Origin of the sequence: Bartonella sp. W8122, assembly GCF_016102485.1 — a bacterium.
In the GTDB taxonomy this organism is placed as follows: domain Bacteria; phylum Pseudomonadota; class Alphaproteobacteria; order Rhizobiales; family Rhizobiaceae; genus Bartonella; species Bartonella apihabitans.
The window spans coordinates 221,701-236,324 of record NZ_JACFOO010000001.1 but is presented as its reverse complement, the minus strand read 5'-3'; the positions used below and the strand labels follow the sequence as shown (position 1 = coordinate 236,324).

Below are 14,624 nucleotides of genomic sequence, written 5' to 3'. Positions count from 1 at the left end.
TTCTACTTTGTTTCCGGCAGGGCGTAGCCATATTTTTTGATAATGGTTGCTGCTTCCGGACCTTTAAGGAAGCTCACAAAAGCCTTTGCCGCTTCGTTATTTTCACCGGTTTTCAAAAGCACGGCATCCTGACGGATCGGGTTATAGTCGGTTTGAGGAACAATCCATTTCGAGCCGCCTTTTTCATTGATAATTTGGGATAGAGCAACAAAACCGATTTCGGCATTTCCGGTTTTGACAAACTGGTAGGCTTGCGAAATGTTTTGCCCTTCGACAAGTTTGTCCTTGATTTTGTCGTGGACTTTTAGCGCATCCATGGTTTCGACAGCCGCCTTGCCATAAGGGGCAGCATCGGGATTACAGAAGGAAATATGGGTAATTTTGCTATCTGTCAAAGTTTCAGGACCCTTTACAAGGTCATCTTTTGCACTCCACAACACCAATGTGCCGATTGCATAGGTAAATTCTGTTCCCTTGACACCATAGCCTTCTTCAACGGCTTTGGTTGGCCTTTCGGTATCGGCTGCAAGAAATACCTCGAAAGGAGCACCATTCTTTATCTGTGTATAGAAATTACCGGTGGCACCGAATGAAAGTGTTGCCGTGTGTCCGGTCTTTTCTTTGAATTGTTCGGCAATTTCCTTGACGGGTTCGGTAAAATTGGCAGCCACTGCAACAACGGTTTCACCGGCATGGGTAAAGGTTACACTTGCCAGCAACAGACCGACCGATAAAGCGAGTTTGGATTTCATTGCCTTCTCCTAACATGTTGCAATAATGATGTTTTCAGCCTTGATAAGTGCAAGAACAGGTTGATTGGTCATAAGTCCTTTAAGTGAGGGGTCGTCCGGTCTCATTGTTGCGATGAGTGTTTTGTCTTCACCAATTTCAACGTTAAGCTCGACGCTTTTTTTGCCGACAGTGATTGATTGTAAAATTCCCGGAATCCGATTTTGTTCAGAAAAATTGTCCTTGTCTTCAAAAGGTACGACCCTGACAAAGGGTGCTTTGATAAGAGCTGCAACCTCACGCCCCTTGACAAGTCCAAGCCGCTCGACACTTTTTTCGGTAATCTCGGCTTTGATAGCGATTTTATCGGAAATACCGATGGTCACAAATGCGGCTGGTACTGCACTTTCGATGGATAAAATGTGGCCTGATACAACATTGCGTGCCGAGGTTCTCATCATGAAACCTTGTAAAAGCCCTGTCGAACTTAAACCTATTTCCGACAAATTATCTGAGGCCTGCTTCATCATTGTGGCAAGTCCGGTTTCAAGATGGTGGAAAGTTTCGATGAGTTTTAACGCTTCCGGTGTCAGGGTGGCACCACCACCATTTTTCCCGCCGATATTCTTTTTCAAGAGCGGTTTTGCAACGAGGTTTTGCATGGCGCTAATGCCATCCCATGCAGCCTTGTAGCTAAGCCCGACAGAACGGGCAGCCGCAGAAATCGAACCTTCGCGGCCGACAGCCTCAAGAAGCTTGATGCGCTCGCGCCCGACCGAGCCGATATGATCTTCTGTGAAAGATAAGGTTGCTTTGACCGACATAGATATACCATTCTGTTATATAGTTTACCTATATAACGATTATGACGAAAGCAAGGTTTCCGCACCAATTTTTCTAAAGCCGGTTTTTGGTGGTTTTTCTTTGGCTTTGTCTAGATATTATTTTAATAGCCGCGCATCCGGTTGACGACAGACGGCAATTTTCCGGTTTTTCGCCAATTTGCTATATTTTTCGCCACAATTTTTGCGGCACTTTCTTTGTTTGTAGGCGCCGAAATATGGGGAAGCACGGTTATATTTTCATTCAGCCATAAGGGCGAATCGGGCGGCAAAGGTTCCTGATCGAAAACGTCAAGAACCGCATGATCGAGCTCATGTTTATTAAGAGCGTCAACAAGAGCATCTGTATCAATAACAGGCCCTCTGGAAAAATTGATAAGGTTTGCTCCCTTTTTCATATGGGCAAATTCATTTTGTCCAAGAAGCCCCGTTGTTTCATTGGTGAGCGGTATAAGGAGAACGACAATATCGCTTGTTTCAATCAGTCGCATAAAACCGGCTTTTCCGCTCAAACATGTGACATTATCAAGTGTCTTTTGGCTTCTTGACCAACCGTTTACCTGAAATCCGGTAAGTGTCAGCAATTTCGCTGCAGCTCTTCCCAATTGACCTAAACCGAGAAGGCCGATTTTCCATTGTGAGGCGGGCTTATAGCTATGAGCTTGCCAGAGCCGCACCTGTTGCTGGCGATGATAGCGCGGCATATCGCGGGTTAAATAAAGTGTCCATGCAAGAACAGCTTCGGCCATGGCTTCGGTCAAAGCGGGATCAACGAGCCGTACAATCGGCGGTGCATTTTCGGGTAATTCCTTCACCATCCGTTCGACACCTGCCCACAGGCTTTGTATCCATTTCAGATTTGTGAGTTTTTTCAATTGGGTGGGATCGGGGTTTGCAACAATGGCAAGTTCGATTGCGCCATAATCTTCCGGTTTCAAATCGTTGAAATCAACAATCTTTTCATCGCCCAAATTTTCGGACAGGATTTTTAACCAGTTATCCCTTTCGGTTTGTTCACTACGGCTGACAAAAGCAATCGGTTCTGCCATCGGATATTTTCCTTATGAAAAAAGCGGCACGAAATGATCGGCCGCGACATCTCGGCTATTGCTGCTCTGCCAAATCTGCCTTAAGTTTAGCCAAAATTCCATAGTGATTTTAAAACGCGGAAAATGATCGTCCGGAAAATTGGAAGGCTCCCGTTTTCTAAAACCGGAATATCCGGATTCTTTCCGGCAGGATAAATCTTTTCCGCTGGTGAATTATGTTGAAGAGGTTAAAATAAGATGACACGCACCGTTTATGTCAACGGCGATTGGTTTGATGAAACAAATGCCCGGATTTCAATTTTTGACAGGTCTGTCATGTTTGCCGATTCCGTTTATGAAGTCACCTCTTTTCTTGACGGAAAATTTCTCGACTTTGACGGACATATCAAAAGGCTGAAAAATTCTCTGAAAGCGCTGGAGATAGAATTCAACGTGGATAGAGATGAATTGCTCGATATTCATCGCGAGCTTATCAAGCGAAACGGTCTTGACAACGGCACTGTCTATCTTCAGGTTTCGCGTGGTGCGGGGGATCGTAATTTTGTTTATGACAATAGCGAATTGAAGCCCTGCCTTTTCATGTTCACCCAGACAGGCTTTGTCAAAAATCTTCAAAAAATGCCGCAGTTGAAAATGATATCGGTGAAAGAAGGACGCTGGTGCCGCCGCGACATCAAGACGACGCAGCTTCTTTATTCGTCTCTGACCAAGACTCATGCCCATGCCGAGGGCGTTGACGATGCAGTCTATGTCGAGGATGGCTATTTGACCGAAGCAACCTCTTCCAATTTCTTCATTGTCGATGGTCAGGGAACACTCATAACCCGTCAGTTGGATCACTCCATTTTGCCCGGTATTACCCGCGGTACGATTCTCGAACTTGCCCGCAAAAACGGTATTAATGTCGAAGAACGGCTTTTTACATTGGAAGAAACCTATGCCGCCAGTGAAGCACTGATTACCTCGACCACCAATTTTGCAGCTCCTGTTTTGAGCGTTGACGGGCGTAAAATTGGCGATGGTAACCCCGGAAAAGTAACATTGCGCTTACGTGAGCTTTATATCGAACACGTCAAACGCAGTTAGAGCTTTTGTTTAATATCGGAAACTAGTTCTAGCGCTTGGATTGAACAGCAAGCGCCAAAAGTGCCTGCCGGATAATCGGTTCGGCAAGAGCTGTATTTTCTCTGCTTTCAAGAACAGCTTTTTGTAACCGCTCCATCGCTTCCGCAATCCGCTTCAATGTCCAGCGGTTGAGTGCCTGTTCCATAACCTTTTGTCGGCGAAAGAAAATAGGCGGACGCGCCGAAGCAATAGCAGAAGAGGGCGTTTTCCCCTCGATTTCCACTTGTTGGCGTAAAATTTGCAATTGTTGGAATGGTCTCTCGGCTGCGCTTAATATCAAAAAAAGTGCGTTACCGGTTGCAACCTGACGGTCGAAACGGTTGTTAAAGCCGACAAGATCACCAATGAGTACAGCATCGATAATTTCATCGTAAGTGAGGCCGCTTACATCACTCACGGCAGCTTTTACATCATCAAGCGTAATCTCGCTCTTGTCCATTGCATAAAGGCAAAGCTTGTCCAATTCACTGCGCGAAATAAGCCGGTCTCCCCCGAGGCTTTCTTTAAGCCATTTTCTTGCTTCAAGCGAAATAGAAAGGTGATATTCACCGAGCACCTGATCAATCAGTCCTTCAAGCGAGCGTGCATCATCGGCATAACAGGGAAGTGCCATGGCTGATGCTGCCGTTTCCACAGCCGATCGCAAGCTCGCACCTTTTTTAAGGTCTCCGGCCTCTATCATCAGATAAACATTTTCAAGGCCGGTTTTTGCAAGTTTTTTGACGACTTCGGTGAGATTTCGTCCATTGCCGGCGTTTTTTATCGAGATGAGCCGCTTTCCGCCAAACAGCGAAACCGTATGGGCTTCGTCAAGAAGGCGCGTCGGGTCACGTTCAAGATCGGCCGCTTCAAGCCTGATATTGGAAAACGGGTCATCAAGTTTGACACCGGTGAGCTTGGCAAATTTCGAAGCCCGTTCGGAAACGAGCCCTTTATCGGGACCGTAAATCAGAACAATGGGGTATTGCGCTTGTAAACGTGAAAGGAAACCGTCGACCTCATGTGCTTTTTTCTGCGCCATGTTAATCCATCAGCAGCTTGTCATCGTCGAGCGCTTCACCTCTGACCTTCTGGAACATGCCGACAAGGTCGCTCACATCAAGACCTTTGCGTTCTTCTTCGTGCACATCAAGTATTACCTTTCCACCATGCAGCATAAAGGTACGATCACCATAATCAAGTGCCTGCCGCATAGAGTGGGTAACCATCAAAGTGGTCAGATTGTTTTCCTTGATAACTTTTTCTGTAAGTTTCATGACAAATTCGGCCATTCCCGGATCAAGTGCGGCCGTATGTTCGTCAAGCAGCAAAACATCGGCATCTGAAAGAGTGGCCATAATCAACGCCAAAGCCTGACGCTGCCCGCCCGAAAGACTGTCCATCCGGTTCTGGATACGGTCTTCAAGTCCAAGACCGAGAGCGGCAATACGGGCGCGGAATATTTCGCGATTTTCTTTTGTCAGAGCCGATCGCAACCCCCGTCGTTTTCCGCGACGGGCGGCAAGGGCGAGATTTTCTTCAATGGTGAGTGACCCGCAACTTCCTGCTAGCGGATCCTGAAAAACCCGTGCGATCATACCCGCCCGTTCGGCAGTCGATTTTCTCGAAACATCAATATTGTTGATAATGACTTTGCCTTCATTGGGCAAGATATCTCCGGCAAGAACCCCAAGCATGGTCGATTTGCCAGCACCGTTGGACCCGATAATGGTTACAAAGCTGCCACGCTCTATTTTAAGGTTGAGATCAATAAGCGCCTGTTTTTCCAAGGGCGTTCCGGCTTTGAATGTTACGCCGATATGTTGCAGTTCAATCATGCTTTTTTGCCCCCAGATAATGCGGCAAAACAAGAGTCAATACCACAATCAAAGCGGTAATAAGCTGCAAGTCTGTCGATGTATCAATACCAAGGTTACTGCCTTCAAATGCAAATTGCACAGCAACACGATAAAGCACAGAACCGACAATGCAGCTTATGATAATCAGTAAAATATTTCGGGTTCTAAACAATGTCTCGCCGATAATAACGGCAGCAAGCCCGAAGACAATGGTTCCTGCACCTCCCGTTATATCGGTCGCAATAGCGGTCTGGATATAAAGCGAGCCGCCAAGAGCAACCAGAGCATTGGATAACCCCATACCGGCATAAATGAGAAGCGCGGTTTTGATTCCCTGAGCTTTCGCCATACGCTGATTCGTTCCGGTTGCCCTCATGGCAAGGCCGATTTCACTTTCCAGAAAACGCCAGACAAGAAAAGCAACAATGATGACGAGTATGCCAACAAAAAGCGGGCGGATAATCATATCCGGCAATCCGAACAGATTATAAAACGGTGTGAGTGCGGTATCTGCCAAACCGAGATTGACATTCGATACCCCCATAATTCCCATAATCCGAAGATTGATGGTGTAGAGCGCCGACATTGTCAAAATGGATGCAAGGAGGTTCAAAATGCCGAACTTCAAATTCAAAAGTGCGGTAACAAGTCCTGCAATCATTCCTGCAATCAAAGCCGAAAACATGCTAAACCACGGATTGAAACCGCACAGAATCATAACACCGCAGACGGTCGAGCCTAACAGAAACGAACCGTCCACCGTCAAATCCGGAAAATCGAGAATCCTGAAGGATAAATAGACTCCGATAGCGACAAACGCATAAACAAGCCCGAGTTCGACAGCACCGGTAAAGGCAAACATACTCATGAGGCAATAGCCCCGCTTGCAATTATGTCAGTATCGAAAAATTCCACCGTCAGGATACCTTATTTGTTGATAATTTTTGCCGCCCGATCAAGGACCGGTTGGGGAATCGCAACCCCCATTTTTTCCGCAGCTTGAAGATCAATCGCCACATTTTTTCCTTCCGGTGTGACAACATCAATGTCTCCGGGTTTTTCACCTTTTAAAATACGGACAACGAGTTTACCGGTCTCGAGCCCCGAATCATAATAATCGATTCCCTGGGCTGCAAAGGCACCATGCCCGATCGAACTCGGATCAGCCGTAAAAAGCGGTGTTTTTGATTCGGCTGCTACTTTCGTTGCACCTTCAAGCACCGAGATAATTGTATTGTCTGTCGGTACATAAATCATATCCACCTTGCCGATAAGGGCGCGGGTTGCTGCCTGCACGTCGGATGATTTCGGTGCAGCCGAGGGAATAATCTCGATTCCTTCTTTTTCTGCAAGCTTTTTCAAAACATTCAAGGTCGAAACCGAATTGGCCTCGGCAGCATTATAAAGGTAGCCGAGTTTTTTCAGATCAGGTTTGATTTCTTTCAAGAGCTTTATATGTTCTTCAACCGGCGAACGGTCGCATACACCGGTAATATTTCCACCGGGTTTTTTCATATCCGGTACGAGCTTTGCTTCAACGGGGTCTGAAACAGCCGAAAAAACAATCGGTATGTTTTTGGTCGCTGCAAGCATGGTTTGTGCCGAAGGCGTTGCAATGGAAACAATCACATCCGGCTTGTCGCCAACAAATTGGCGTGCAATCTGTGTTGCTGTGGAAATGTTTCCCTGCGCCGACTGGAAGTTGAGAATGAGATTCTCGCCATTCTTGTAGCCCTCTTGTGCGAGGACGTCCTCTACGCCTTTGCGCACGGCATCCAAAGCCGGATGGGCAACAATCTGCGTAATATCGACTTTCACTTTTTCGGCTGCAAATGAAAAATTTCCCAATGCCAAAATTGCTGCGGCTGCCAGAACCAAACGTCGCATAATCACTTCTCCCTCTAAAACCTCTTAAAAGCTTTATTGGAGCCTTGGCCGGAAATCAACATTTTCAACGATTTTTAAAGCATGAAAAACGAATATTGAAAGAATTTTATTTTTTATGTTGCAATCGTCGCAAGGTTGGGTCATATAGGCACGACCGAAACGAAGCACTTCCGGTTTGTGAGCGGGTGTAGCTCAGGGGTAGAGCACAACCTTGCCAAGGTTGGGGTCGTGGGTTCGAATCCCATCGCCCGCTCCAATTTTCCCCGAAATATGAATATAAAGATATTTTGCGTGCATGAGGCCTTGTGACAAGCTTGAAGAGCCCATTTCAATATGTGAGCTTTCGTGTCTTATCTAAGATAGCGTTTATCGAGATTTTCTGTCTTCCGCATTAAAAGCGTCAGATTGAAGCGGAAACTCGTCAGCAGACGAATCTTCATAGAAATTTTCATGCGAAATCGATCTAATATGCTTTCAGATTCGATAGACATTGAAAAGACATTTCGTGTTCCGGTTAAATAAGAAATTTTTAAAACGAAATCGGGTTCGTAAAAGATGTCAAAGATGTAATTTCTCTGAAAAGCCTGTTTGCGAATTTCACCCCCCCTTCGAATTTTTTTATTAAGTGAAAGACCTTAAAACGACTTGTCAATCGATAATCAAGTCTGACAGTTCGATTTTCCTCATAGTAGATAAACTGTGTCGAACGATTAAAACTGTCGAAGAACACATGTTTTGTCTGACAGATCGCTTCTCTCCTCGAGACATTTTCAACTATCAAAACAACCTATTATTGAACTTTTGAGTGTGATTGCTATGTAGAAAGCAGTTATTTTCAAAGAATGAATTTTGCCGAAATAGCTTTGGCAGGTTGAAAAACAGGAACAATACGTAATGACAAAAAAGATAACCCAATTTTCAGGCGTTAATGCTCTTATGATGGGAGTTTTTGATGGTTTATTTCCGATATCGGAAATTAAAAAACATGGAAATTTCGGTTTGGGATGTTCGGAAGGTTTGACTGGAGAAGTCATTATTGATTGTTGTCATTTTTGGGATGCCAAAGGTAACAGACCGTTACGAATAATGGATGACAAAGAAAGAATGCCATTTGCGCAAATTACGACATTTGCCCCCGAGGCGAGTTTTGCGATTTCACACGTTTCGAAAGCGACACTATATGAGGAACTCTCGAAACATTTGAAATTCGATAATGTGTTTCTTGCGATAAAATTGGAAGGCAAATTCGACTATTTGAAGGTGAGAAGACCGAGGGAGCTTCATCAGCGTTTTAAAAACGCAATGGAAGTGGCTGAACACCAAATTGTTGAAGATATCAAAGACATTGAAGGGGAGCTTATCGGGTTTTGGACGCCGGAATTTTTCCAGAATGTTTCGGTTGCCGGCTTTCATGTTCATCTCGTTGACAAAAACCGGACAACGGGTGGCCATGTGATCGATTTTTCGATTGAACAAGGTACTTTGTCATACGAAACCAAATACGGTTTGGATATCGAATTATCCGATAAAAAGGCCTATCTTGATCATGATTTGAAAGTTGCCGATATGGATAAAATCATCAAGCAGTTTGAAAACTGAGGCTTGTGCTCTTCGTTTTGTCAGAATGGTCGGAGAACGTTAAATTCCTAGAGTTTTTTTGATAGAGGGTGAGTAAGTCGGAAGAATTTTTTTACCCGAATTTCTATCGAAGTTTTCCCCTTCTATACAAAATGGTCTTCTGTTTTTCTATGTTTCCAGTCACGATATACCGATAATGACATTGCCGAAAGACCGGTCAAGATTGCTTGGCAATTATCGGCAATGCGTTCAGGAAACATGGTTGCATACGGCCGGTAATCTGACACTAACAGGATATAATTTCGAATATGGTAACCGGTCATTTGAAGACAAAGGCACTATGCGAAGCAGATTTTTTGAAAGACCGTATCTTAATAAAGGGCTGGTTGAACTTTAAGAATGAACAGAAAAACAATTATAGTACGGGCAGAATACCTCGCCAATCAGGGTGTTTTTACCAAATGGCATTATACGAGAATTGTTCGGGGCCTTCGGAGAAGAGATTTCCAGTTTTGAGAACAATATGCGGAGGTAATTATTGAAGTACTAAATTACCTATAAAGCGGAAACCAAGTTTGTCGATTATATGAACAACGGTGGTAAAAGTATCAATTAAACGAAAATTGCCTATAACGTTATTTCTATCAATATGAGATTTTATCGTTTTTCGTTTCAAATCTGGATAATGTGGCAAGAGAAATCATATTATTGCCAGTTTCATTCAAAGTGATATTAAGATGTGGATGTTTCATGAGACCAAGGCTTCTTTTGACTGGTCTATAAACTGAAATCTTCTATATAAAACCCTTACTGGAGAAGCCTTCATAAAGGATTATATTGATGCAATCCCTAAGCAAATTAAACCAGAAACTATCGGAATATGTACCTTTTCGTATTATTCCCGGTATTATTTGTGTGCTCATTTACTGGGCTTTATATATGTCGCCGAAGCCTGCCGGTTTGACTGCAGAAGCCTGGCATTTTGTAGCCATTTTTGTGGCAGCTATTCTTGGCATCATTCTTAAAGTTATGCCTCTTGGCGTCATGTCGATGATCACGATTGCGGTGGTCATGTTGTCAAAAGTGACATCACCGACATCACCGAAAGCTGTCGCCGATGCGCTGGGCTCAATGGACAATGCGCTAATCTGGCTCATTGTTATTTCGGTCATTGTTTCGCGCGGCCTGATTAAAACAGGTTTGGGTGCACGGATTGGCTATTATTTCATTCGTCTTCTCGGTAAACGAACCATCGGTATCGGATACGGGCTCGCACTTTGCGAATTATTACTTGCTCCTTTTACCCCAAGCAACACAGCGCGCTGCGGTGGTATTATTCACCCGATCATGCGCTCGATTGCCCTTGCCTATGATTCTGTTCCCCAGAAAGGAACGCAAGGCAAAGTTGGTACTTATCTTGCGCTAGTCAATTATCACGCAAATCCGATCAGCTCGGCCATGTTTATTACAGCGACAGCTCCGAATCCGCTGGTTGTCAATTATATTGCCGAAGCAACCCATCAAGGTTTCACGCTTTCGTGGAGCACCTGGGCACTGTGCATGTTGGTACCGGGCATTGTTGCCATGTTGCTCATGCCTTTCGTCATTTATCTGATTTCTCCGCCAGAACTCAAAATCACTCCGAATGCTGTCACTTTTGCCCATGATGAGTTGCAGAAACTGGGTAAGATCAAAGCGCCGGAAATTATTATGCTGCTCACATTCGTCATTATGCTTTTGTTGTGGGCAGGTCTTCCGGCAGCATTGTTCGGCCCGTCTTTTTCGGTTGATCCGACGGCAGTTGCATTCGTTGGTCTGGTCATCCTGTTGTTATGCGGAACACTGACCTGGGATGATGTGCTCAAGGAAAAAAGTGCTTGGGATACTCTCATCTGGTTCGGTGCGCTGGTTATGCTTGCCGGACAGCTTAACAAACTTGGTGTTATTGCCTGGTTCTCTGACGGACTGCGCTTTGCTATTGAATCAAGCGGCATGAGCTGGCCTGCAGCGATGGCTGTATTGATCCTGACATTCATGTATACCCACTATGTATTTGCAAGTACGACAGCTCACATCAGTGCAATGATGCTGGCCTTCCTGATGGTTGGTGTTAACCTCATTCCCGGTGATTATATTAATCTGTTCATGTTGCTGATGGCTGCCGCCTCGGCAATCATGATGTGCTTGACCCACTATGCCACCGGTACATCACCGATTATTTTCGGTTCGGGTTACGTCACTCTTGGCCGCTGGTGGGGCGTGGGCTTTGTGATGAGTGTCGTCAATCTTCTGGTCTTCGCAATTGTTGGCGGTATCTGGTGGAAAATATTGGGCTATTGGTAAGCCTCTGAAACCATCGTTTATCGGTGGTTTCCTCCGATCCGTTAAAAAACAGCGGAGATTCAATTATGCTAGAAATGCCGGTTTATACCGGCATTTTTTTTGAGAAACTTTATCGTATTGAAAATCAAGATGCGCAACGGCTTGTCAGAACCCGTGTTTTTCCTGCCATTTCCGGATAATTTTTTTCCGTTCGTCAGTATTATTTTCCTGTTGAAGTTGCTCCACCAGTGCATTCGGGGCTTTCTCAGGTGCTCCACAATCAAATGGCGGTTCGGGATCATATTGCATGAGCAATTGCGTTTTTTCGGCCGTTTCCTGGCCTAGAAGTTTTGCGATAATGACCAAGCCGAAATCCATACCTGCAGTAATCCCGCCGGCGGTTATGATATGACCATCAACAACGACACGTTCCTGAACAGGAATTGCTCCGAAAAGCGGTAGAAATTCCATGGCGCTCCAGTGGGTTGTGGCTTTGCGACCTTTGAGAAGGCCGCTTGCACCCAATATAAGCGAACCGGTGCAAACCGATGTGACAAAGCGGGTTTCTTTTGCTTCTTTACGGATAAAATCGAGTACCGGTTCATTATTGATAAATTGATTGACGCCATCTCCTCCGGGAATGCACAGAACATCAAGCGGAAGGATTGTGCTGATATCATGATCGGGCGCAAAGGATAAACCGCTCGTCGTTGTAATCGGCTTCAAGGTTTCTCCAATGAGAGAAACCTCTATTTCAGGAGTTGAACAAAATTCATCGTAGGGTGCAGCAAAATCCAAAAGTTGCATTTCATCAAAAATAAAAAATCCGGCTTTTATGGTCATTGATCATCCCTTTTTAAAAATATGTTTTTAAAAACCATAGAGCACGCTAGATTGGCAGTCATGACAAAGACCCCACAATTTAAGCCAAAAAAACAAAATCCGTTTGGTTATCCGGCAACTATTGCACCGGAAACCATTGCGCCAAAAACGATTGCTATTGTCTGCTTTGACGATGCGCAACTGCTTGACATTACTGGCCCAATGCAGGTTTTTTCGAGCGCCAATGACCTTTATGCCAGTGCCAATGACCTTTATGAAGGTAACGTGAAGCCCTACCAACTTTTGACAATTGCTGAGAATGACAAAATCAGAACGACAAGCGGGCTGGAATTGGCAGTTGGACCTTTGTCCTTGGCTCCCGATCACCTTGACACGCTTATTATAAGCGGTGGTCGCGGCATCAACCGCTTTGCCGCAAACACGAAGTTCCTTGAGTGGCTTGATATGATGAACCGGAAAACGCGGCGTACAGCATCGGTCTGTAGCGGTTCTCTAGCATTGGCAAAGCTCGGACTACTTGACGGGAAAAAAGCAGCAACGCATTGGAGCAGGATAGGCGAATTCGAAAAAGATTATCCCGATGTTTTATGGACAAACGAAGCAATCTTTATCCGCAATGGCAAAATCTGGACATCTGCCGGAATCACCTCCGGAATAGATATGGCTTTGGCAATGGTGGAAGAAGATTTGGGGTTTGATCTTGCAAAATCCGTTGCTCGTCAATTGGTTGTTTATCTTCGTCGTCCGGGTGGGCAAAGCCAGTTCAGCGAACTTCTCGATTTTTATTGCGAAGATGAACGATTCAATCTCCTCAATCAATGGGTTATGAAAAATCTCTCCCGTCCCTTGTCAGTTGCAATTCTTGCCGAAAAATGCGGTATGAGCGAACGGAATTTTTCCCGCCTTTATACGCGTAATACCGGATCATCACCGGCCAAAGCCATTGAGCTTTTCCGGCTTGAGGCCGCACGACAATATCTTGAACAGAACTGGTCGATAAAAAAGACAGCCCGCCAATGTGGTTTTGGCAGCGAAGAAACTTTAAGACGGGTTTTTCAACGTCACTTTCACGTTTCGCCGCAAAATTATCGCGACCGGTTTTCAAAACTTCCGGACGAATAACAGTTTAATCGCCGATCATCCCGTCTTGCCATAATTCATAAAAATGGTGAACAGGCCCATGCCCGTGTCCGACTTCGAGTTTATTTGAAGCGGCAAGTGCACCGGTCAGATAACGTTTGGCGAAACGCACCGAATCAACAAGTGGCGTTGTCGGTAATAAAGCGGCAATGGCTGCCGAAATTGTGCACCCTGTGCCATGATCATTTTTCGTTGCAATGCGTGGCGCTTCAAGTTCGATAACACCGTGCCGATCACAAAAAATATCAGGGCTTGTCGGGGTTTTGAGATGCCCGCCTTTTAGCAGCACAGAACGACATTTGAGTTCAAGAATATCGGGTGCGCATTTTCGCATTTCTTCAAGTGACCATTCCGGTTTTGTTTTAAGAAGGACTGCTGCTTCCGGCAGATTGGGAGTGATAATGGCAGCCATTGGTACAAGTACATTACGAATAATTTCTATGGCATCGTTTTCAAGCAATAAATCGCCGCTTTTGGCCACCATGACCGGATCAAGAACAATATTGCTTGCGCCATAATGGATAAGCTTATCGGCAATAACTTCGGCAATTGCGGCATTGGCCACCATGCCGATTTTCACCGCATCGACTTTGATGTCCTCGAAAACAGCATCAATCTGGTCAGCGACGAAATCGGCATCCATGGCTTTGAATGCCCGAACACCTTGCGTATTTTGTGCGACAACGGCTGTGACAACACTCATGGCGTAGGTTTTCATTGCCGAAAAGGTTTTGATATCGGCATGCATTCCCGCACCTCCGGAAGGGTCGGTTCCGGCAATTGAAAGAATGCGGGGAATCACAGTTCCGTTTTTCTTAACTGGTGACGTCATTGCAGCGTTTTCCTGTCCAAGTATATCGGGGAATGTTCATACCTGTTCCCCAAAGGCCTTCAAATTCATCAAATTTTTCATCAAATTTCCAGATAGCAAGTCCGGAACCATATTTATCTTTCCATTCGACCGATCGTTCACGGCCCTGCTTTTTTACAAGTTCTTCGACGGTCCCCTTGGTGACATCATCACCATCACGATAAGTCATGGTACCGATCAGGCGACCGTCTTCCGTTTTGCCGAGCACGACCTCAGAACGGACAATATAACCGGCATTATAGACGAAACCGCAATAGCGACCTTCAGGTTCGAAGGACGGGGTTCTGGCAGAAGAAAAGACGAGCGAGCCTGCTATCCATAAAGGGGCGAGCACGAAAACTATCAAGTGATTCTGTTTCACGAGAATCTCTCCCCCTTTTTCAAACTTTTAACGAAGCAT

14 protein-coding genes and 1 tRNA gene are annotated in these 14,624 nt (G+C 45.2%); 5 read left to right on the top strand and 10 right to left on the bottom strand.

Annotation, left to right across the window (positions count from 1 at the left end; all coding sequences use genetic code 11):
• Positions 1-2: 2 nt before the first annotated feature.
• The 3 genes from modA to H3S83_RS01120 form a co-directional block, all read right to left on the bottom strand.
• Positions 3-752, bottom strand: a complete 750-nt coding sequence (modA, locus tag H3S83_RS01130; protein WP_198238677.1) for a molybdate ABC transporter substrate-binding protein — start codon at positions 750-752, stop codon at positions 3-5.
• 9 nt (positions 753-761) lie between these two features.
• Complete coding sequence (locus tag H3S83_RS01125) at positions 762-1,553, bottom strand: TOBE domain-containing protein (RefSeq protein WP_198238676.1); 792 nt, start codon at positions 1,551-1,553, stop codon at positions 762-764.
• 122 nt (positions 1,554-1,675) lie between these two features.
• Positions 1,676-2,620 (bottom strand): glyoxylate/hydroxypyruvate reductase A, encoded by a 945-nt coding sequence (locus tag H3S83_RS01120; RefSeq protein WP_198238675.1) that lies wholly within the window; start codon positions 2,618-2,620, stop codon positions 1,676-1,678.
• 237 nt (positions 2,621-2,857) lie between these two features.
• Between H3S83_RS01120 and H3S83_RS01115 the strand changes: the two genes are divergently transcribed.
• Positions 2,858-3,706: a D-amino-acid transaminase gene (locus tag H3S83_RS01115; RefSeq protein ID WP_198238674.1), complete on the top strand. Its 849-nt coding sequence runs from the start codon at positions 2,858-2,860 to the stop codon at positions 3,704-3,706.
• Between the two features lie 28 nt (positions 3,707-3,734).
• On the opposite strand, the gene holA is transcribed toward H3S83_RS01115, so the two are convergent.
• Genes holA through H3S83_RS01095 form a run of 4 tightly spaced genes read right to left on the bottom strand, consistent with a single transcriptional unit; the run spans position 3,735 to position 7,470 of the window.
• Positions 3,735-4,766: a DNA polymerase III subunit delta gene (holA, locus tag H3S83_RS01110; RefSeq protein ID WP_198238673.1), complete on the bottom strand. Its 1,032-nt coding sequence runs from the start codon at positions 4,764-4,766 to the stop codon at positions 3,735-3,737.
• 1 nt (position 4,767) lies between these two features.
• A complete protein-coding gene (locus tag H3S83_RS01105) occupies positions 4,768-5,562 on the bottom strand; it encodes an ABC transporter ATP-binding protein (RefSeq protein ID WP_075869455.1) in 795 nt (264 codons plus the stop codon).
• Positions 5,555-6,451, bottom strand: a complete 897-nt coding sequence (locus H3S83_RS01100) for an ABC transporter permease (protein WP_198238672.1) — start codon at positions 6,449-6,451, stop codon at positions 5,555-5,557. Before H3S83_RS01100 ends, H3S83_RS01105 begins: the two co-directional genes overlap by 8 nt.
• 59 nt (positions 6,452-6,510) lie before the next feature.
• A complete protein-coding gene (locus tag H3S83_RS01095; RefSeq protein ID WP_198238671.1) occupies positions 6,511-7,470 on the bottom strand; it encodes an ABC transporter substrate-binding protein in 960 nt (319 codons plus the stop codon).
• Positions 7,471-7,651: 181 nt separating this feature from the next.
• Between H3S83_RS01095 and H3S83_RS01090 the strand changes: the two genes are divergently transcribed.
• From H3S83_RS01090 to H3S83_RS01080, 3 genes are all read left to right on the top strand, one after another.
• Positions 7,652-7,726, top strand: a tRNA-Gly gene (locus H3S83_RS01090).
• Between the two features lie 638 nt (positions 7,727-8,364).
• Positions 8,365-9,069, top strand: coding sequence for an acetolactate decarboxylase (locus H3S83_RS01085; protein ID WP_198238670.1), 705 nt, complete (start codon positions 8,365-8,367; stop codon positions 9,067-9,069).
• A gap of 819 nt (positions 9,070-9,888) precedes the next feature.
• Entirely contained in the window at positions 9,889-11,391 is a 1,503-nt protein-coding gene (locus H3S83_RS01080) for a DASS family sodium-coupled anion symporter (protein WP_198238669.1), read from the top strand.
• Between the two features lie 144 nt (positions 11,392-11,535).
• Here H3S83_RS01080 and H3S83_RS01075 read toward each other — a convergent pair whose 3' ends face one another.
• The gene (locus H3S83_RS01075) at positions 11,536-12,213 is read right to left on the bottom strand and encodes a DJ-1/PfpI family protein (RefSeq protein WP_198238668.1); all 678 of its coding nucleotides are present in this window, start codon (positions 12,211-12,213) and stop codon (positions 11,536-11,538) included.
• A 60-nt stretch (positions 12,214-12,273) separates the two neighbouring features.
• Here H3S83_RS01075 and H3S83_RS01070 point away from each other — a divergent pair, with 60 nt between their 5' ends.
• Positions 12,274-13,335: a GlxA family transcriptional regulator gene (locus H3S83_RS01070; RefSeq protein WP_198238667.1), complete on the top strand. Its 1,062-nt coding sequence runs from the start codon at positions 12,274-12,276 to the stop codon at positions 13,333-13,335.
• A 4-nt stretch (positions 13,336-13,339) separates the two neighbouring features.
• On the opposite strand, the gene thiD is transcribed toward H3S83_RS01070, so the two are convergent.
• Positions 13,340-14,185 carry a bifunctional hydroxymethylpyrimidine kinase/phosphomethylpyrimidine kinase gene (thiD, locus tag H3S83_RS01065; protein WP_210327021.1) on the bottom strand — a complete coding sequence of 282 codons (846 nt, stop codon included), beginning with the start codon at positions 14,183-14,185 and terminating at the stop codon, positions 13,340-13,342.
• Positions 14,169-14,585: a hypothetical protein gene (locus H3S83_RS01060; protein ID WP_198233074.1), complete on the bottom strand. Its 417-nt coding sequence runs from the start codon at positions 14,583-14,585 to the stop codon at positions 14,169-14,171. The genes thiD and H3S83_RS01060 overlap by 17 nt, the downstream gene beginning before the upstream one ends.
• Positions 14,586-14,624: the final 39 nt, after the last annotated feature.

What these genes read in the sequence shown, in the direction of transcription:
- modA (WP_198238677.1), bottom strand. Translation starts at nt 752, where the DNA reads ATGAAATCCAAACTCGCTTTATCGGTCGGTCTGTTGCTGGCAAGTGTA.
- H3S83_RS01125 (WP_198238676.1), bottom strand. Translation starts at nt 1,553, where the DNA reads ATGTCGGTCAAAGCAACCTTATCTTTCACAGAAGATCATATCGGCTCG.
- H3S83_RS01120 (WP_198238675.1), bottom strand. Translation starts at nt 2,620, where the DNA reads ATGGCAGAACCGATTGCTTTTGTCAGCCGTAGTGAACAAACCGAAAGG.
- H3S83_RS01115 (WP_198238674.1), top strand. Translation starts at nt 2,858, where the DNA reads ATGACACGCACCGTTTATGTCAACGGCGATTGGTTTGATGAAACAAAT.
- holA (WP_198238673.1), bottom strand. Translation starts at nt 4,766, where the DNA reads ATGGCGCAGAAAAAAGCACATGAGGTCGACGGTTTCCTTTCACGTTTA.
- H3S83_RS01105 (WP_075869455.1), bottom strand. Translation starts at nt 5,562, where the DNA reads ATGATTGAACTGCAACATATCGGCGTAACATTCAAAGCCGGAACGCCC.
- H3S83_RS01100 (WP_198238672.1), bottom strand. Translation starts at nt 6,451, where the DNA reads ATGAGTATGTTTGCCTTTACCGGTGCTGTCGAACTCGGGCTTGTTTAT.
- H3S83_RS01095 (WP_198238671.1), bottom strand. Translation starts at nt 7,470, where the DNA reads ATGCGACGTTTGGTTCTGGCAGCCGCAGCAATTTTGGCATTGGGAAAT.
- H3S83_RS01085 (WP_198238670.1), top strand. Translation starts at nt 8,365, where the DNA reads ATGACAAAAAAGATAACCCAATTTTCAGGCGTTAATGCTCTTATGATG.
- H3S83_RS01080 (WP_198238669.1), top strand. Translation starts at nt 9,889, where the DNA reads ATGCAATCCCTAAGCAAATTAAACCAGAAACTATCGGAATATGTACCT.
- H3S83_RS01075 (WP_198238668.1), bottom strand. Translation starts at nt 12,213, where the DNA reads ATGACCATAAAAGCCGGATTTTTTATTTTTGATGAAATGCAACTTTTG.
- H3S83_RS01070 (WP_198238667.1), top strand. Translation starts at nt 12,274, where the DNA reads ATGACAAAGACCCCACAATTTAAGCCAAAAAAACAAAATCCGTTTGGT.
- thiD (WP_210327021.1), bottom strand. Translation starts at nt 14,185, where the DNA reads ATGACGTCACCAGTTAAGAAAAACGGAACTGTGATTCCCCGCATTCTT.